The 16829-nt window shown below is 68.4% G+C and carries 18 protein-coding genes; 9 read left to right on the forward strand and 9 right to left on the reverse strand.

Annotation, left to right across the window (positions count from 1 at the left end; translation table 11 throughout):
- Positions 1–69 precede the first annotated feature (69 nt).
- From DI276_RS19630 to DI276_RS19645, 4 genes are all read left to right on the forward strand, one after another.
- The gene (locus DI276_RS19630; protein ID WP_112265423.1) at positions 70–273 is read left to right on the forward strand and encodes a cold-shock protein; all 204 of its coding nucleotides are present in this window, start codon (positions 70–72) and stop codon (positions 271–273) included.
- A 171-nt stretch (positions 274–444) separates the two neighbouring features.
- Positions 445–924: a hypothetical protein gene (locus DI276_RS19635; RefSeq protein ID WP_112265425.1), complete on the forward strand. Its 480-nt coding sequence runs from the start codon at positions 445–447 to the stop codon at positions 922–924.
- Positions 925–1207: 283 nt separating this feature from the next.
- The gene (locus tag DI276_RS19640) at positions 1208–2404 is read left to right on the forward strand and encodes a PI-PLC domain-containing protein (RefSeq protein WP_198680756.1); all 1197 of its coding nucleotides are present in this window, start codon (positions 1208–1210) and stop codon (positions 2402–2404) included.
- A gap of 30 nt (positions 2405–2434) precedes the next feature.
- Complete coding sequence (locus DI276_RS19645; RefSeq protein ID WP_198680757.1) at positions 2435–3514, forward strand: aminotransferase-like domain-containing protein; 1080 nt, start codon at positions 2435–2437, stop codon at positions 3512–3514.
- Here the strand turns inward: DI276_RS19645 and DI276_RS19650 are convergent.
- On the reverse strand, positions 3477–4304 hold the full coding sequence (locus DI276_RS19650) for a glycosyltransferase family 2 protein (protein ID WP_112265431.1): 828 nt from the start codon (positions 4302–4304) through the stop codon (positions 3477–3479). The two genes, DI276_RS19645 and DI276_RS19650, sit on opposite strands and share 38 nt — an antisense overlap.
- 71 nt (positions 4305–4375) lie before the next feature.
- Between DI276_RS19650 and DI276_RS19655 the strand changes: the two genes are divergently transcribed.
- The 4 genes from DI276_RS19655 to DI276_RS19670 are packed head-to-tail and all read left to right on the forward strand — an operon-like array spanning position 4376 to position 6902.
- A complete protein-coding gene (locus DI276_RS19655; protein WP_112265433.1) occupies positions 4376–5707 on the forward strand; it encodes an FAD-binding oxidoreductase in 1332 nt (443 codons plus the stop codon).
- 14 nt (positions 5708–5721) lie between these two features.
- Entirely contained in the window at positions 5722–6171 is a 450-nt protein-coding gene (locus tag DI276_RS19660) for a MarR family winged helix-turn-helix transcriptional regulator (RefSeq protein ID WP_198680758.1), read from the forward strand.
- Complete coding sequence (locus DI276_RS19665; RefSeq protein ID WP_112265435.1) at positions 6168–6563, forward strand: DUF5313 family protein; 396 nt, start codon at positions 6168–6170, stop codon at positions 6561–6563. The genes DI276_RS19660 and DI276_RS19665 overlap by 4 nt, the downstream gene beginning before the upstream one ends.
- 9 nt (positions 6564–6572) lie before the next feature.
- Complete coding sequence (locus DI276_RS19670) at positions 6573–6902, forward strand: hypothetical protein (protein WP_112265437.1); 330 nt, start codon at positions 6573–6575, stop codon at positions 6900–6902.
- On the opposite strand, the gene surE is transcribed toward DI276_RS19670, so the two are convergent.
- The 3 genes from surE to DI276_RS19685 are packed head-to-tail and all read right to left on the reverse strand — an operon-like array spanning position 6865 to position 10282.
- Positions 6865–7620 (reverse strand): 5'/3'-nucleotidase SurE, encoded by a 756-nt coding sequence (surE, locus tag DI276_RS19675; protein ID WP_112265439.1) that lies wholly within the window; start codon positions 7618–7620, stop codon positions 6865–6867. The two genes, DI276_RS19670 and surE, sit on opposite strands and share 38 nt — an antisense overlap.
- A gap of 4 nt (positions 7621–7624) precedes the next feature.
- Positions 7625–8530: a 1-phosphofructokinase family hexose kinase gene (locus tag DI276_RS19680; protein ID WP_112265441.1), complete on the reverse strand. Its 906-nt coding sequence runs from the start codon at positions 8528–8530 to the stop codon at positions 7625–7627.
- Positions 8531–8581: 51 nt separating this feature from the next.
- On the reverse strand, positions 8582–10282 hold the full coding sequence (locus tag DI276_RS19685; RefSeq protein ID WP_232836790.1) for a family 20 glycosylhydrolase: 1701 nt from the start codon (positions 10280–10282) through the stop codon (positions 8582–8584).
- A gap of 149 nt (positions 10283–10431) precedes the next feature.
- Here DI276_RS19685 and DI276_RS19690 point away from each other — a divergent pair, with 149 nt between their 5' ends.
- Positions 10432–11994 (forward strand): DUF6461 domain-containing protein, encoded by a 1563-nt coding sequence (locus tag DI276_RS19690; protein WP_112265445.1) that lies wholly within the window; start codon positions 10432–10434, stop codon positions 11992–11994.
- Here the strand turns inward: DI276_RS19690 and DI276_RS19695 are convergent.
- The 5 genes from DI276_RS19695 to DI276_RS19710 form a co-directional block, all read right to left on the reverse strand.
- Positions 11984–13075: an FAD-dependent monooxygenase gene (locus tag DI276_RS19695; RefSeq protein WP_112265447.1), complete on the reverse strand. Its 1092-nt coding sequence runs from the start codon at positions 13073–13075 to the stop codon at positions 11984–11986. The two genes, DI276_RS19690 and DI276_RS19695, sit on opposite strands and share 11 nt — an antisense overlap.
- Before the next feature lie 83 nt (positions 13076–13158).
- Entirely contained in the window at positions 13159–13977 is an 819-nt protein-coding gene (locus DI276_RS19700; protein ID WP_112265449.1) for an SAM-dependent methyltransferase, read from the reverse strand.
- A gap of 71 nt (positions 13978–14048) precedes the next feature.
- The gene (locus DI276_RS19705; protein ID WP_045310305.1) at positions 14049–14597 is read right to left on the reverse strand and encodes a Uma2 family endonuclease; all 549 of its coding nucleotides are present in this window, start codon (positions 14595–14597) and stop codon (positions 14049–14051) included.
- Positions 14598–14957: 360 nt separating this feature from the next.
- Positions 14958–15146 carry a hypothetical protein gene (locus tag DI276_RS50070; protein ID WP_157984809.1) on the reverse strand — a complete coding sequence of 63 codons (189 nt, stop codon included), beginning with the start codon at positions 15144–15146 and terminating at the stop codon, positions 14958–14960.
- Positions 15147–15201: 55 nt separating this feature from the next.
- A complete protein-coding gene (locus DI276_RS19710; protein WP_112265451.1) occupies positions 15202–16827 on the reverse strand; it encodes a tetratricopeptide repeat protein in 1626 nt (541 codons plus the stop codon).
- Between the last annotated feature and the right edge of the window lie 2 nt (positions 16828–16829).

Below are 16829 nucleotides of genomic sequence, written 5' to 3' on the forward strand. Positions count from 1 at the left end.
AGACCGTCCGCTGGCAGACTTTCCGCGCACCCCGCTCGACGGGGACATGAACGCTAGGGAGCAATTGGTATGGCGCAGGGCACCGTTAAGTGGTTCAACGGCGAGAAGGGCTTCGGATTCATCGCGCAGGACGGCGGTGGTCCGGACGTGTTCGTGCACTACTCGCAGATCGAGGGCAACGGCTTCAAGTCGCTGGAGGAGAAGCAGCGCGTGGAGTTCGAGATCGGCCAGGGTCAGAAGGGACCACAGGCGCAGGCTGTCCGCGCCCTCTGAGTTGTTTCTTCCAGGCCCGCTCGGCTTGTCGCCGGGCGGGCTTCTTTTGTGTCCGGACGGATCTGGTGGCGGTCACTGAGCTGGACTTCCAGGATTGTCAGACCTGTCTGTCATCGTGTCATCACGGAGAGTTCCATTGGGGACCGATGATGATCGAAGGGAGCCGCGGTGATGGCTCGGACAGATCCGCAGTGCAGTCGACTCCGCAAGAACGGCCGCCGCTGTGAGGCCCGCTCCGCCGACTGGGGCGTGCCCGATCCCGCCGACCCGGCGCCGAACCCCGTGGCGTGCTGGACCCACCTGACGCCGCACGAACGCGAGATCGCCCTGACCAACAGGGCACGACGCGGCCCCGCCACCGAGCCGTCGCGACTGTGGCGACCACGCCGTCACAGTGCCGAGGTGCCCTCGCACGGGCTGCGGAAGTCGCTCAACAAGGCGGCCTACGTCCTGGCGATGGAAACGGGGCGCTTCCCTGGTGCCGTCAACCGGGAGCTCAACGACCTGATGGGCGTCGACCGTCGGCGTGAAGCAACCAGGGATCAGCTGCGCGAGGCCCTTGAGCACGCCGGCGACCGCCTGCGAGCCCTCCGGAGACGTCAAGGCCACGAGGAGGCGGATTTCGCGTCGGGCGGCGATCCGCCGTTCTGAACTTCTGAACGAAGCCGGCGCCGCGGTCCGTCGACCGCGACGCCTGGGCTTCTCGCCGCGGGAATCGACGAGTGAGTTCGTGGCAACCGAGGGAGTCGAACCCTGCGCGGCTTGTGAAGGCGGCGCTCAGAACCGGCCCGAACCCTTCGGCTGGGCGACGGCTGCCGTTGGAGTTGTACTACTAGCTAGGAGGCCATGACGCTGCGTGGGATACCCACAGTGTTAAACGTCCAAACGCTCGAGGACGTTTCATGTTTCACTCGGGTGGGTGACTCTGGTCACCGTGCGATACCTCCCTGCCGTCGCAGCCCTGCTGCTACTTCCCCTGGTGCCGACCACCGCCAACGCGGCTCCGTCGGGCACGTACTACATCACCAGTGTCAGCACCGGACTCAACGTCGCCCAGAGCGGCACTGGACTCGCCCTGCACCGCCCCAAGGGCAACGAGGACCACCAGCAATGGCGACTGAGCGACGGGAGGTTCGAGAACACCGACTCGCCTGGCCAGTGCATCACCCGTCAGCTCACCATGGGTTCGTGTTCACAGGGGGATACGGTTCACGAGCCGAAACAGTTCGGTGATCAATGGGAGTTCTTCAGCCTCAACGGCCAGTCGCGCTGGTACCTGACCCCTGTCGTCAGCCAGACCGAGCCCATGCCGGCGGATCCGCGGCTCGACCAGATGACGTTCCTGACCGCCCACAACGCGTACGCGAACGGGGTGGACGGCGGGTTCGCGCCGCCGTTCATCAATCTCGCCAAGAACCAGACGCGCGGCATCGTGCAGCAGCTGAACGACGGCGTGCGGGGTTTCATGCTGGACATCCACCAGACGCCGGACGGCGCGATCCTGTGCCACAACAGCTGCACGCTGGTGAGCCGGCCGGTGGCGCTCAACGTCGACATCCAGCGGATCGTGGACTTTCTCCGAAACAATCGGAGCGAGATCATCACGGTCTTCCTGGAGGACTACGTGTCGGCGGACGTCCTGCGCGCCGAGCTCCGCAAGGTCCAGGGCCTCGCCGACGTTCTCCACCGCGCGGAAGGCGTCCAGCAGAACGGGTGGCCCACGCGCAGTCAAATGCAGGCCGCCAACAAGCGGCTGATCATCTTCACCGACCACGGCAAGGACGGCCGGGAGGACTCCGGCGTGCTGTACCAGAAGGACTGGACCGTCGAGAACTACTGGTCGATGGGAGGAGGCCTCGGCAGCTCCGACTGGTCCTGCTACAGCCGATGGGATGAAAAACCACTCACCGCGACCGGCAGCTTCCAGCCGTTGTTCGTCATGAACCACTTCCGCGACGTTCCGTTCACCGGCACGGCGACGACGGACAACAGCAAGCTCGGGAACCGGGCGCAGCAGTTCTGCCAGCCCGCTGCCAGGAAGAAACCGAACTACCTGTCAGTCGATCTCTATCACCTGGGCAACGCCAGCAGCGCAGTGCAGCAGCTCAACTCGTACGTATATCGCCCGTAGTCCAAATCGTGGGAGTTGTACGCTCCGCGCATGGCCTCGATCCTGTTCACGCGCGGTGCGCCCTCTCTCGACATCATTGACCAGGAGGGCCTGCGCGACGCGGCGCAACAGGCCTTCACGAACGACCCCGGCGGCACGTTCGCGTACGGCACGAGCGTTGGCTACGTGCCGTTGCGCGCGTGGATCGCGGAGCAGCACGGTGTCGAGCCGGAGCAGGTGCTCGTCACCAACGGCTCGATGCAGGCCGACGCGTTCCTGTTCGAGCTGCTCGTCAAGCCGGGCGACGACGTGGTGGTCGAGGCGCCGACGTACGACCGCACGCTGCTGAACCTGCGCCAGCGCGGCGCCAAGATCCACGCCGTCGAGCTGGAGACCGACGGCATCAACGTCGACGCGCTGGAGAAGCTGCTCGAGAGCGGTGTGCGGCCGTCGCTCGCGCACATCATCCCCAACTTCCACAACCCGGCCGGCTACACGCTGTCCGAGGCCAAGCGCGCGCGGCTGCTCGACCTCGCGGCCAAGTACGACTTCGTGCTGTTCGAGGACGACCCGTACATCAAGGTCCGCTTCGACGGCGAGCCGCTGCCGACGATGCTGTCGCAGGACACCAACGACAAGGTCGTCTACGCGTCGTCGTTCTCGAAGACCATGGCGCCCGGCATCCGCTGCGGCTACCTGGTGGGCCCGAAGGCGATCATCAAGAAGATCCAGGACATCGCCACCACCACGTACATCTCGCCGAACATGGTGGCGCAGTCGATCGTGAACTCGTACTGCCGCTCCGGCCGGCTCGACGAGTCGGTCGTCAACGTCCGCACCGCGCTGCGCGCCCGTCGCGACGCGCTCGTCGCGGCGCTGCAGCGCGAGCTGCCCGAGGCGGTCTTCACCGCGCCGCAGGGCGGTTACTTCATGTGGGTCGAGCTGCCGGGCGTGTCGATCGAGAAGCTCTTCGGCGTCGCCAAGGAGCACGAGGTCGAGTTCGTGAAGGGCTCGGACTTCCTGCTGGAGGGCGGCGACAACGCCATGCGCCTCGCGTTCTCGGGCGTCACGCCGGAGCAGATCGACGAGGGCATCACGCGTCTCGCCGCGGCGGTCCGCTCACTTTCCTGATCTGCGTCTCCAGGTGCTTCGGCAGCGCGCGTCGCTGCCGGAGCGCCTGGCGCAGCCGGGGTACCGCGGCCCGGAACGCCCGCGGATCTCGAAGCGACGCCGCCACCGCGCGATGCACCGGCCGTCGCATCCACGAGGCCAGCACGGCGTTGCGCCGCTCGACGAGATCACCGTCCGGGGCGCGTTCCAAGGCCGGGTGGTGGTGCGCCACCACGTCCTCGACGTAGCAGAGCGCCCACCCCGCGGCCGCGAGGTCCCACGACAGCAGCGTCTCCTCGCCGCGGAAGAACAGCACCGGGCTGAACCCGCCCACCTCCAGGTACGCCTGCCGCCGCACGATCGCCGAGCAGGCCATGAACCCGAGCACGGCGGGCCCAGCGACGCCGTCGCCCAACGGGCTGTGGCGCAGCAACGGCGTGATGGGGTCCGGTTTCTCCGACGGCCCCACCAGCGTGCGTGCGGCGATGACCGCGAGGTCCGGGTGGTCGTCGAAGACCTGTTCGGCTCGCTCGAGCGCGTCGGGCGCCCACCACGAGTCGTCGTCGGCGAAGGCCACGAACGGCGTCCGCGCCGCCCGCACGCCGAGGTTGCGCGCGACCGCACCGAGGTTCACCGGCGACTCCAGCACCTTGACCCGCGGAAACCTCTGCCGCACGAGGGCCACGCTCTCGTCGGTCGAGGCGTTGTCGACGACGATCACCGGAACCGCGAGCTCGCTGAGGTGCGTGAGCGACCGCAGCAGGCTGGCCGAACGGTTCCGCGTGGCGATGACGACGGTGGTACGAGCCATGTCAGTCGTCTACCCGGCACGGTCCGGAACAATCCCTGGCGCCGGCGGCCGCGTTCACTACGTTGAGGCAGATGGACCTCGCCGGCCTGATCACCGATCCAGCCACGCTCGCCAGCCTGAGCCACGACGAAGCCGAGTGGGCGCCGACGGGCACGCCGCGGGCCGCGTACCGCCCGCAGTCCACAGAGGACGTTCAGCGGGCCGTCCGGGAATGCGCGGCGAGCAACGTCCCGATCGTGCCGAGGGGCGCGGGCACCGGGTTGTCCGGCGGTGCCAACGCGACGGACGGCTGTCTGGTCCTCGACCTGAGCAGGATGAACCGGATCGTCGAGATCGACCAGGACAACCTCGTCGCGGTCGTGCAGCCGGGCGTGGTGAACGACGACCTCAAGAAAGCCGTTGCAGCGCACGGACTCTGGTATCCACCGGACCCGGCCAGCTCGCCGTGGTCGACGATCGGCGGCAACGTCGCGACCAACGCGGGCGGCCTGTGCTGCCTCAAGTACGGCGTCACCCGCGACTACGTCCTCGGTCTAGAGGTCGTGCTGGGCGGACCGGTCGAGTACGGCACCAAGGTCAGGCTCGGCCGGCGCACCGCCAAGGGCATCGCGGGCTACGACCTGACCAGCCTGCTCGTCGGCTCCGAGGGCACGCTCGGGGTCATCACCGAGATCACCCTGCGCCTGCGCCCGGCGCCACGTCCGGCCGGCACCGTCGTCGGCGCGTTCGGCAGCCTGGTCGAGGCAGGCCGGGCCGTCGCCCTGAGCACCCGCCGGGGCCTGCAGCCGGTCGCCCTGGAGCTGATCGACCGCGCGTGCCTGCAGGCCGTCGAGGACTGGAAGCACCTCGGCATCGAGCCGGACACCGAGGCCATGCTGCTGGCCCGCACCGAAACACCGGAGGACGCCGACGGCCTGGTCACGGCCTTCACCGACGCGGGCGCCGTCTGGACCGAACGTTCCACCGACTCGGCGGAGGCGGAAGCGCTCTTCGCCGCCCGCCGCCTCACCTACCCGGCCCTCGAACGGCTCGGCCCGCTGCTCACCGAGGACGTCTGCGTGCCCCGCTCGCTCGTGCCGGCCATGCTCGCCCGCATCGAGGAGATCGGCGTGCGCCACGGCGTGCAGATCGCGACCATCGCGCACGCGGGCGACGGCAACCTGCACCCGTTGCTGATCACCCCGCCCGGCGACGACAACGCGCGCATCGCCGCGCAAGCAGCGTTCGAGGACATCATCAACGAGGCGTTGGCGCTGGGCGGCACCGTCACCGGCGAGCACGGCGTGGGCCTGCTCAAACGGGACGGCATGGTCCGCGAGCTCGGCCCCGAGGTGTGCGCAGTGCAACAGGCCGTCAAGCACGCGCTCGACCCGCTGAACCTCTTCAACCCGGGCAAGGCGTGATACCGTGTACACTAATGATTAGTACACCAAGTATTCCCGAGAACCCGCTCGAGCTGGAGCGCCAGGTTTGCTTCGCCCTCGCCGTGGCCTCCCGCACGGTGATCGCGGTGTACCGGCCGATCCTGGAGCCGCTGAACCTCACCCACCCCCAGTACCTGGTGATGCTGGCCCTCTGGGAACGGTCGCCGCGCACGGTCAAGGACCTGAGCAACGTCCTGCAGCTCGACCCCGGCACCCTCAGCCCGCTGCTCAAGCGGCTGGAGGCGATCGGCTACATCCAGCGGCAACGGGACAAAGCGGACGAACGCGCGCTAGCGCTCACCCTGACCGAGGCCGGCCAGGAGCTCAGGACAGAAGCACTCAAGATCCCGTTCAAGGTCGTGGAGCAGCTGGACATGACGTTCGAGGAGCTGGCGCAGCTGAACGAGGTGCTGCACAAAGTGATCGCCAAGGCCACGAGGTGAACCCCGCGCTGAAGGTCTGGTACTACGCGGGCGGCCGGGTCCCGCAGCAGTACCGCGAGTTCGTCCACGACGACGTGACCGGTCCGAAGTGGCTGGTGCGCTTCACGATCCGCAGCCTCGCGCAGGTCACGCCGCTCACGGTGATCATCACGCTGGCGCTCGTGTTCTGGCTCGGCTCGCCGTGGCCGCTGGCGATCGCGTGCGGTGGGCTCGGTTTCGTTGTAGGACTGTACTTCGCGTTGTCCTACGCACCGGAAAGTGTGGATTACCGGCTCACCAAGTACGGGTACCCGCGAGGGTCGGCGACTCGGGGTCGCCGTGAGCGAAACGCCGCGCAGGACCGCGAACGACAAGCGAAGTACGACGCGGTCTGGCGGCGATCCGAAGGGTAGGACGGACCTATGGCCTTGCTGAGCAACGAACTGGAGTTCACGAGGCCGCAGTTCCTCACCCTGTCAGCCGGGTTGCTGCAACTCGCGCTCGGATGGTTCGACGTGTTCGGCCTGGACCCCGACTACCACGTGATCCAGATCGGGGTCGGGGCGCTGGGGATCGCGATGGCGTGGCGGCACGACCTCGCGCGCATGTACGGCCTGCTGCTGTTGGTTTCGTTTGGGATGCTTGCGTTTTCGCTCAACGACGTCACCACCGAGAGCTTCCTCGAGGTCCGCACGGCGCTGATCGGGCTCATCATCACCCTGGCCAGGCCGGGGAAGGCAGGCCCGAAATAGGTTCGGCGCCAACGGAACGCAGCGGCGTCAAGGTCGCGTAGCCGTCGGCCAGCAGCGCCGCGTCCGTGCCCGGCACGAGCGTTTCCTCCGAGTGCACGGTGACGAGCTCGATCTCGTTGTCGTCCACCTCGTCCACCCTGCTCTGCACGGTGCCGAACCGCGCCAGCTCGGCCCAGCGAAGTCCTTGCACGTCAACGATGTTCGGCACGTTCAACGACAGCACCGACGCGGCGGGCAGCTCGAGCAGCATCGGCAGCACGGCGCGCACGGCCTCGCCTGCCTTGTCCCACAACGGTTCGGGCCCGTCCAATCCCACGTCGAGCGACACCGCGAGCGACGAGACGTCGTTGAGGTGCCCGGTCAGCGCCGCGCCGACGGTGCCGGAGTGCAGGATCGCGCGGCCGACGTTCGCGCCGAGGTTCACGCCGGAGAGCACCAGGTCGGGTTTGCCGCCGAAGCCGCCGTTGCACGCGATCAACGAGATCAGCGCGGGGTGGGCCGCGACCGCGTAGGCGTCCACGTCCAGGCCGGGCAGCACGCGGCGTTCGCTCACGACCCGGCCGGTCTCGCTCGCCGCCGCGACCGACGCGCTCGTGCCGCTGGACTGGGTGGCCGGGGCCGCGACGAGCACGTCGAGCCCGCACTCCAGTGCGGCGGCAGCCAGGGTGACCAGGCCAGGGGAGTCGATTCCGTCGTCGTTGGTGATCAGCGCACGCATCGGCTCATTCCTCGATCGGCTCCAGTTCCACGCGTTTGCTCAGCTCGCGCACCGCTTCTCCCCCGCCGCTGCCGAGGCCGTGCCGGGTCACGTTCACCGCGCCGGCCGCCGCGCCGAGCTTCACCGCGTCCTCCAACGACATACCCAGAGCGAGTCCCGCCGAAATCCCCGCGGTCATGGAGTCGCCGGCGCCGCGCGTGTCGACCGGCTCCAGCTTGGGCATCTTGACCAGGTACAACTGCTCGTCGAGCAACGCCAGCGCCGGCTCGTCCGCACGGGAGACCACCACCGCGTGCACACCGGAAGAGGCGATCTTCCGGCACGCCTGCACCAGCTTCGGGAGCTCTTCCTCGCCCAGCTCCTCATGGCTCACCTTGACGACGTGCGGGCCGCCGCGCACCGCCTCGGCGAGCCGTTCGCCGGCCAGGTCGACGATCACGCGGCAGCCGTTGCCGCTCAGGTCGGAGGTGAGGCGGAAGTACGTCTCGTGGGGCAGCACGCGGTCGTCGGACGGCCCGCTCAGCACGGCCGTGCCCGCGCGGATGCCTTCTACCAGCGCCGCCTCGTACAGGTCGTCGAGCTCGTGCCGGGACAGGGCGTCGGGCAGCATCTCGACCATCTCGGAACGACTGCCGTCCCGGCGGTCGTGCACGTAGGCGCCGTTGCGCGCGGAGACGTCACGGGCGCGCAGATCGACGTGCTCGCCTTCGAGCAACGTGCGCAGCACCCGGCCGGTCTCGCCGCCGAACGCCGCGCACACCACGGCCTCGACGCCCAGCGCGGCGATCATCCTGGACTGCCAGAAGCCCTGGCCGCCCGCGTGCAGGTGCACGTCGGGCTCGCCGTCGAGGTCCTCGACGGTCACGGTGAGCTGGGGAGAAGGGGCGAAAACGGCAACTCGGGCATCCATTACGCACGGTTACCCGGTGCGGGCGAGCCGTACTCACCCGCACCGGATCACTCAACAAACACCGTCGTCGCGCCACACGCCCCACTGGCCGGTGGTGCCGGGTTCCTCGCCCTGCGTCCACCACTTCGCGGTCCACTTGTGGCCGTTGTGCGAGACCACGTTGCCGCCGGTGTAGACCTTCGACCGCTCCCACGCCGGTTGCGAGCACGGGCCGGGCGGCGGGCCGCCGGTGTCCCACGGGACCTGGGCCGAGCGGTAGAAGTTGATGCCCATCGTCGTCCAGCGCGGCGCCTGGCTGCCCAAGCGCACCTTGAACTGGTCCCAGTTGTGCGTCGACCACGGCGACCAGCCCAGCTCGGCGATCGCCGCCAGCCGCGGGAACGCCATGAACTCGATGTCGCGCGAGGTCACGATCGTCTCGGTCCACAGTGGAGCTTCGACGCCGCGGACCGCCGACTCCCCGACGCCGCTCAGGTGCGTGCCGGGGTTCCAGTCGTAGGCGGTCTGCACCTCGATGAAGCCCGCCCACGACAGGCCCAACGGCGTGCTGGAGTTGTACTTCATGTCCAGGTAGGCCTTGTTCGCGGGCGACATGATGACCTTGTTGCCGCGCGCCGCCGCTGCCTGCACCGTCGCGTTGGACGTCGTGGTGCCCCAGTACTGCGGAATGGCGGTGGTGTCGGTCGTGGTCTTCACGAACTCGTGCCAGCCGAGCACGGTCTTGCCGTACTTCCTGACAATCGGCAGCGCGCGGTTCATGAACGCCTGGTAGTCGGCGTCGGAGGTCGCGTGCGCCTCGTCACCGCCGATGTGGAAGTACGGGCCGGGCGTGAGCGCCGCGATCTCGCGCACCACGTCGTCGATGAACTGGTAGGTGATGTCCTTGTTGACGCACAACGAGGAGTAGCCGACCTCGATGTCGGTGCGCAGCGGCGGCGCCTGGCCGTTGCAGTTCAGCTCCGCGTACGAGGCGAGTGCGGCGTTGGTGTGGCCGGGCAGGTCGATCTCGGGGATCACCGTGATCTTGCGCGCGGCCGCGTACTGCACGATCTCGCTGTACTGCGCCTTGGTGAAGTAGCCGCCGGGACCGCCGCCGACCTGGGTGCTGCCGCCGTACGTGGCGAGGCGCGGCCAGCTGTCGATCACGATCCGCCAGCCCTGGTCGTCGCTCAGGTGCAGGTGGAAATAATTGATCTTGTACAGCGCCAGCTGGTCGATGTACCGCTTGACCGAGGCGACCGGGTGGAAGTGGCGTGCCACGTCGAGCATCGCGCCGCGGTAGGAGAACCGCGGGTGGTCGACGATCAACGCGCCCGGCACGGTCCACGGACCGGGTTGCGTGGTCGCGCTCTCCACCGCGGCGGGCAAGAGCTGCCGCAGCGTCTGCACGCCCGCGAACAAGCCTTCCGACGTGTTGGCGCGCACGACGACGGCGTTGGCTGCGACGTCCAGCTGGTAGCCCTGTTGGCCGACTGCCGCCGGAGCGCCGGAGAGCAGCAACGAGATGCCGTCGGCCGGGGTGCCGGTCGCGTCCGACACCGGCAGCGCGTACCCGGTGGACGGGCGCAGGACACCCGCCAGGAAGTTGCCGACGTCCCTCGCGGCAGGAGCGGTGTAGATCTTCGTCGCGGCCGTCAGCGTGTGCGTGACACCGGTTCTGGCCTGCACCGACACCGGAACTGGCACCAAGCTTCGGAGTGGTTCGGCGGCTTGCGACTGCGCACTGACGGAGAGGGCCGCGGTCAGAGCGATGACCGCGGCGAGAACGCGAGTTCTCACGACTCCTCCTCACGAGTCGGGGGCGGCGACCCGCTGTCCAGCGTGACGAGATCTCCTGTTCGCCGTCAATGGTCTGGGCCAATTTGAACCCGGCGAGCTCATCGCGCGGCACAATCACGGGCATGGGGGAATTCGAAGAACTGGTTCTCGCCGCAGCACCGTCGATCGAGGCGCTCATCCCGGCGGAACCGGCGGCCGAGCTCGGCAGGTACCAGCCACGCCAGTGGAGCGGCCCGCAGTACGGCACGCCCGCGCAACGAGCGCTCGACGACTTCCCCGGCCTGACCGCGGAACGACTGCTCGGCGCGCTCGAACTCGGCGTGGCGAAGCTGACGCTGACCGCGCCCGAGAACGTGGTCTCCGATCTGCGCCCGATTCCGGACGGCAGCACGTTCTCGCTGCTGTCGTACGGTGGCCAGAGCGCGCTCAAGGAACCGGTCACCATGGTGGCCGCGGTGCACCCCGGCGCGATCGAGCTGATCACCGAGCAGGTGCGGGCAACTGCGGCCCTGCTCGACCTCAGCGACGCGGCCGGCGACGAGGACGCGGTCGTGGCGAAGCACGGCGCGGCACATCTCGCGCTGGCCGTGGCGGTCTCGGCCGCTGTCCTGCGCAGGCTCGGCTCGCCGACCTCAGTCAACCCGTCGGCGGTCATCGGCATCGCGATCGGCGTGACCGCGTTGCTGCTACCCGGGATCCCGAAGCCACCGGCGTACGCCCAGGCGTTGCTGCAGAAGCGGCGGGACGAGTACAAGGGCTTGTCCTGGAGCCCGAGCGTCCCGGTGTCCGACCACCAGTTCCTGTTCGTCGAGGAACCGAGCCTCTCCCAGGCAGACTTCACGGCAACGGGTCTCGTCGCCGCCGTCGACACGGGATTCGCCGTGCGCACCGGACTCGCCGAGGGCGCCATCGGAGTGATGTCGGAGGTGGTGTTGGACCCTCCGAGCGATCCGGAGACCAGGCACTGGGACGAGGTCGCCGAGATCAGTTTCACCGCCGTCAACGGCGACGCCCGGCTCGGTCACGGCACGATGCCGCCATGGCCCGGCGAGTTCCGCGTCCGGGTGTCCGCCCGCGGACGGGACGGGGACGACGATGAGGCCTACGAACTCTTGATCTGGCCGGCGCCGTACGCGGAACCGTTGGTGCACAAGAAGACCGACAAGGTCGGTCACCGGTTGCGCGGCGAGCCCGAACCGGAGCGCACGATCGCGCCGGAAGCCGGGCTGCGGTGGCTGGCCGACCTCCTCGGTGAGGCGGCCACCGTCACGATCATCACCGGCCTCGACGTCGACGACGTGGTGGACGACTTCGAGGAGGACTCCATCGTCATCGAGATCGACGGCGGTGTCGTCGTGGTGGAGGACAACAACTACGTCGGCTCCAACCAGGAAACGCTCGAACGCCTTTCCCGCAACGGAAAAGCGGCCAGCTTCTTCTGGAACGTCAACGCGCTGACGACGCTGTCGTTCGCCCGCGCCGGCGAGGTGATCGCGGCGGAAGAACCCTGGGAGGAAGCCGAGTTCGGCGACGACCCGGAGGTCGTCGCCGCTCTCGACGGACTGGACTTCGGCGACTGGCGGCACACCAACGCGAAGGGCATCACGGCGGTCACCCGCTTCACCGGCAGCGAGCTGCCCAGGGACGACCTCACTGACGCGATCGAGGAGCTGCTCAGTACGTAGGCAGCTGGAGGCTGTTCACCAGCTCGGTGAACTCCTCCCCCGGCGCCCCGCCCCTCTCCTGGTTGCGCAGCGCCATGTCCTGGTTGGCCGTCACGTACGGCCGCAGGATCTCCTCGTAGCGCTGGAACGCCGTGGCCGGGTCGTGGTCCCGCAGCTCGCCGGCGAGCACGTACGCGCCCACCAACGCCATGCTGGTGCCCTGACCGGACAACGGCGAACCGCAGTAGCCGGCGTCGCCGAGCAGCACCACGTTGCCGCGCGACCAGGTGTCCATCCGGATCTGCGCCATCGCGTCGAAGTGGAAGTCGGGCGCCTCCCACATGTGCTTCAACGCGGTCTGCCACTCCCAGCCGGCGCCGGCGAACTTCTCGGCCACCAGTCGTCGCTGGGCCTCGACATCGCGGTGGTCAAAGGAAACCTCGCCGTAGAAACCCATGTACACGCGGCATTCCGCGTTCGAACGGGCGCTCATGATGCCGCCACCCACGACGTCGCCCTGCTGGAACGTCTGCCAGTGGTCCAGCTGCAGCCAGTTCGGCGCGGTGAACACGGCGAGGTTCGTGCCCAGGTGGCTGATGAACTCCGATTCCGGCCCGAAGGCGAGGCGGCGGACGTTCGAGTGCAGGCCGTCCGCGCCGACGACGACGTCGAAGTCGCGCGGTGCGGCCTTCTCGAACGTCACGCGGGTGCCGTCGATTGACGTGATCGTGTCGTCGAACAGGTACTCCACGCCGTCGGTGGCGTCGAAGAGCAGCCGCGCGAGGTCGTCGCGCAGGAGTTCCACGTCAGGACTCGAGAGGTCGCCGCCGCTCAACGTGTGCGTGGTGGAGCTGAACAGCTCGTTGCCCTCGGCGTCGAGCATGGTCATGCCGCGCATGTTGGTGCTGAACGACCGCAACTGCTCGCCGAGACCCATCCGCTCGACGACCTGCAGCGCCGGGCCGCGCACGTCGACGGCCTGGCCGCCGGGCCGCAGACCGCGGGCCCGCTCGACGACGGTGACGCCGAAGCCGTGGCGCCGCAACCAGTGCGCGAGCGCGGGGCCGCCGATGCTGGCGCCGGAGATCAGGACGTTCGTCATGGTGTTGCCCCTTGTGAGTCGGTGTTGCCCACAAGGTGCCGACCAGCGCTGACCGTCGGCTGACCGAGTTCCGACAGCGGCTGTCAGGGTTTGACGGCGACGCCGGCGAGCGGAACCTCGTTGATCTCCGGGTTCGCCGAGAAGTCACCTTCGCCGTCCGGGCGCCACGACGGGCAGGTGACGAGACCGGGCTCCACCAGGTCGAACCCGCCGAAGAGCGCCAGCACCTCGTCGTGCGTACGCGGGAAGGCCTGGTTCTGCGAGCTCCTGGCGTTGTAGGTCTGCACCGCCTCGGCCATGCCGGCGGGCTTCGCCTCGGCCGACGCGTGCGACAGCGCGAGGAAGCTGCCGGAGCAGAGCCGGTCGCGGTACTGGCCGACGATCGCCGCCGGGTCCCACTCGTCCGGCACGAAGTGCAGCACCAGCAACATGAACAGGCCGACCGGCTGGTCGAGGTCGATGAGCCTGCGGGTCGCGGCGCCGGCGAAGACCGTGTCCACGTCGCGCAGATCGGCCTTCACGACCGCGGTGTTGTCGTTGCCGGCCAGGATCAGCTCGCTGTGCGCGACCGCCACCTGGTCCTTGTCCACGTAGACGACGCGGGCGTCCGGGGCCTCCGCCTGCACGATCTCGTGCAGGTTGCCGACCGTCGGGATGCCGGAACCGATGTCGAGGAACTGCCGGACGCCCCGCTCGACCATGTGCAGCGCGGCCCTGCGCAGGAACGACCTGTTCAGCCGCGCGGCGTCGCGGACACCGGGCATGATCTGCAGGATCTGGTCGCCCAGTGCGCGGTCAGGAGCGAAGTTGTGACCGCCACCGAGCCAGTAGTCGTACACCCGTGCCGGTGAGGGCACCGTCGTGTCCACATCTGGCGGAACCCAGCCGGGGTCGCTGTTCACCCGCCCAAGGGTACTGGGGGCCCGCCAGAATTCAGCTCGAAGTCCGGGCGGTGAGCCGTTCTGGATTTTGCTCAGCGCACCAGAGATTGGGCGCTCAGCTTCACCGCGAACGGGAACTGCAGCTCGATGATCTCCTCGCCGTCGGACCGCGCCTGCTCCACGTAAACCCCGTTCTCCAGGTGCAGGCAGCGCAGCCACGGCGAGTCGTAGTCGATCATCCAGTAGTTCTCGCAGCCGACTTCCTGGAACTTCGCCCGCTTCAGCTCCAGGTCCACGTGTCGCGTCCGGGGCGAAAGGACCTCGACCGCCAGCACGGGCGGCCCCATGAGTGCCTGCTTGGTGAACTGCTCACGCCGGCCCACCACCAGGTCGGGGATGAAGACCGTGTCGTCGGCGAGCACCACGTCGACCGGAGCGGGGAGGACTTCCAGCTCCGGTGGGCAGACAGCCGTCAGCGCCACCAGCAGCCGGGCGACGACGCGCTGGTGGACGGGGCGGGGTGAGGGGCTCATGACCAGCACCCCGTCGACGAGTTCGAAACGGTGCCCATCATCAGGCATCGCCTCCAGGTCCGCCCACGTCAGCGGTCTGCCGTGGGGAAACGTCGGGACACCACCCATGGTGCGTTCCACCCCCTGGTCGAGGCCACTGTCCGCCGGACGGGTCCCGGCGATGCCATTAGACAAGACTGGTCCGATTCGCACGACTCGCAAGCCCCTTTTGGCCGACCCCGCACCACTGCACGCACACGTCTCTGTGACCGCCGCCTCGGAGGGTGAAGACCCACTGGTGCCGTAGTGGAAGGTGACACCCCGATGGAGCAGCGTTTTGGTTGCAATCGAACAAGTGGCTAAATTTTGATCAATTTTTGGGCGATTTTCGGTAACACCAGATGCCCTGCCAATTGCTCGCGAATGCGACCCTAACGGAATCTTACGAGCCAGCCAAGCACTCGGTTGGAGCAATACCTCACAAGAACCCTACAAGCGGAAGATCAAATCAACCAGCGTCGGTTTCAAGCCGAATTCCGAGTAAACCGCACGAGCGGCCGCTTCCAGTTCGGCGGCGAGTTGAGTTTCGCCACACGCGTGGTGCACACGAGAGAGTTCCAGACGGGCCCGTGCGGCGCCCACGACGTTGAAGTCGTTGCACCCCAACGCATACAGCACGAAGCTCTCGCCACGGCGGTCGCGCGCGGCGGACTGAGGTACAACGCGGCGCGGCTCAGTGCCGCGGTGTCGGTGTGCGCGCGAGCGCCCCGGCGGGGTCACCGTCGTACAGGTCGATCTGCGCGAGGTTCTGCAGCACGGACGCCTGCCCGACGGGGTCGCCGAGCCGCTCGTACACCGCGAGGCTCCGCTGGTACCACCGCCGGGCCGCCACCAGGTCGCCGAACGACCGCGACACGATGCCGAGGTTCCGGTAGGCCAGCCCGAGCCCGGCGAGGTCGTCGAGGCCCTCGAAGACCTCCTTGGCGGGCACCGTCAGCTCGTGCGCGGTGTCGTAGCGGCTCTGGCTGATGTGCAACGACGCGAGCGAGCACCGCAACACGGCCGCACCGCGCACGTTTCCAGCTATCTCGCAGGCCTCCAGTGCGATGTCGTGCGTGCGTTGCCAGCCGTCGTAGTCCGTGCGGGTCTCGAACTGCGTCACCAGCCGGTGCGCGAGCTCCCAGCTCAGCTCGTCCAGCCCGGCCTCGGCCGCGAGCGACACCGCCTCGCGCAGACTCACAGCAGAGGACTCCAGCCACGCCAGTGGATCGGACCGCAGCAGCGGATCGGGCCGCACGATCTCGCGCACCGAAGTGCCGCGCACAATCGAGAAGTCGCCGCCGTGCAAGGCGACGTGCGCAAAGTCCAACAGGTACAGCCACCCGCTCAGCACCCGTTGCAGCGCTTCAGGCGTGCCTCCCTGCGCCGCGAACTCCCGGATCAACGGCGGCACCACGTAACCGTCATCGACGACGGACACGAGGTGCGCCGACACCAGCTCGTCCACAGCGGACTGACCTCGCACGTCCCCGAAAGCCGCCACCGGCGCCCAGGAAGGCAACCGGCGAGCCCCCAGAGCAGCGAGCAGACCCAGCAGCCGGCGCGCGTGCAGGCTCAGGTCTCCCGCGGTTTCCTCCAACCGCGCCCGAACGGACAGCCCGCCGTGCGCCAACGCGTCCAGGCAACCGTCCGGATCGGACAGCTGGTCGACCAGCAAGGAGATCGGCCAGTGCGGGCGCGCGGCCAGCCGGGCACCGGCGATCCGCAACGTCAACGGCGAGCAGTCCGCGACGGTCACCAGCGCGTCGGCGGACGAGGCCTCAGCGGACAGTCGAGCGGAACCGATCTGCTTGCCCAGCAACGTCATCGCCTGCGCGGGCTCCAGCGGACCGACCTCGACGACGTGCGGCAACCGCAACCGGTGCCGCGACGTGACCAGCACGGCGCACCCCGGCGCGTGCGGCAGCAGCGGCGTCACCTGTTGCAGGCTCGTCGCGTCGTCCAATATGAACAGAAGTGATTGCCGCACAACAGCGTCTCGATAGGCGCTCAAACGTGCGCCGAAATCCCCCGGAACGGACAAGCCGAACGCGGCGAGGAACCGGCCGAGCACCTCGTGCGGTGTCGTCCCGCGCAGCCGTACGAACAGCTGACCGTCGGGGAAGGACCCGTTCGCCACCCGGTGCGCGGCGTGCACGGCGAGCGTCGTCTTGCCCGTGCCCACCGGCCCGGTCAGCAGCACCACCTGCGGAAACGGGGTGACCATGTCCACGACGGACTGAACGAGCTCCTCGCGTCCCACGAAGTCGGCGACGGCCGCGGGCAGCTGGTGCGGGCGCGGGAACAGGCCGATCTGCACAC

The sequence above is a fragment of the Lentzea terrae genome, assembly GCF_003265345.1.
GTDB lineage: Bacteria > Actinomycetota > Actinomycetes > Mycobacteriales > Pseudonocardiaceae > Lentzea > Lentzea terrae.

Bases quoted from the DNA above. Each gene is read 5' to 3' on its own strand.
- DI276_RS19695 (WP_112265447.1), bottom strand. From the start codon at position 13,075: ATGACGAACGTCCTGATCTCCGGCGCCAGCATCGGCGGCCCCGCGCTC.
- DI276_RS19670 (WP_112265437.1), top strand. From the start codon at position 6,573: ATGGCCTTGCTGAGCAACGAACTGGAGTTCACGAGGCCGCAGTTCCTC.
- DI276_RS19635 (WP_112265425.1), top strand. From the start codon at position 445: ATGGCTCGGACAGATCCGCAGTGCAGTCGACTCCGCAAGAACGGCCGC.
- DI276_RS19645 (WP_198680757.1), top strand. From the start codon at position 2,435: ATGGCCTCGATCCTGTTCACGCGCGGTGCGCCCTCTCTCGACATCATT.
- DI276_RS19705 (WP_045310305.1), bottom strand. From the start codon at position 14,597: ATGGGTGGTGTCCCGACGTTTCCCCACGGCAGACCGCTGACGTGGGCG.
- DI276_RS19650 (WP_112265431.1), bottom strand. From the start codon at position 4,304: ATGGCTCGTACCACCGTCGTCATCGCCACGCGGAACCGTTCGGCCAGC.
- DI276_RS19630 (WP_112265423.1), top strand. From the start codon at position 70: ATGGCGCAGGGCACCGTTAAGTGGTTCAACGGCGAGAAGGGCTTCGGA.
- DI276_RS19690 (WP_112265445.1), top strand. From the start codon at position 10,432: ATGGGGGAATTCGAAGAACTGGTTCTCGCCGCAGCACCGTCGATCGAG.
- surE (WP_112265439.1), bottom strand. From the start codon at position 7,620: ATGCGTGCGCTGATCACCAACGACGACGGAATCGACTCCCCTGGCCTG.
- DI276_RS19660 (WP_198680758.1), top strand. From the start codon at position 5,722: ATGATTAGTACACCAAGTATTCCCGAGAACCCGCTCGAGCTGGAGCGC.
- DI276_RS19680 (WP_112265441.1), bottom strand. From the start codon at position 8,530: ATGGATGCCCGAGTTGCCGTTTTCGCCCCTTCTCCCCAGCTCACCGTG.
- DI276_RS19655 (WP_112265433.1), top strand. From the start codon at position 4,376: ATGGACCTCGCCGGCCTGATCACCGATCCAGCCACGCTCGCCAGCCTG.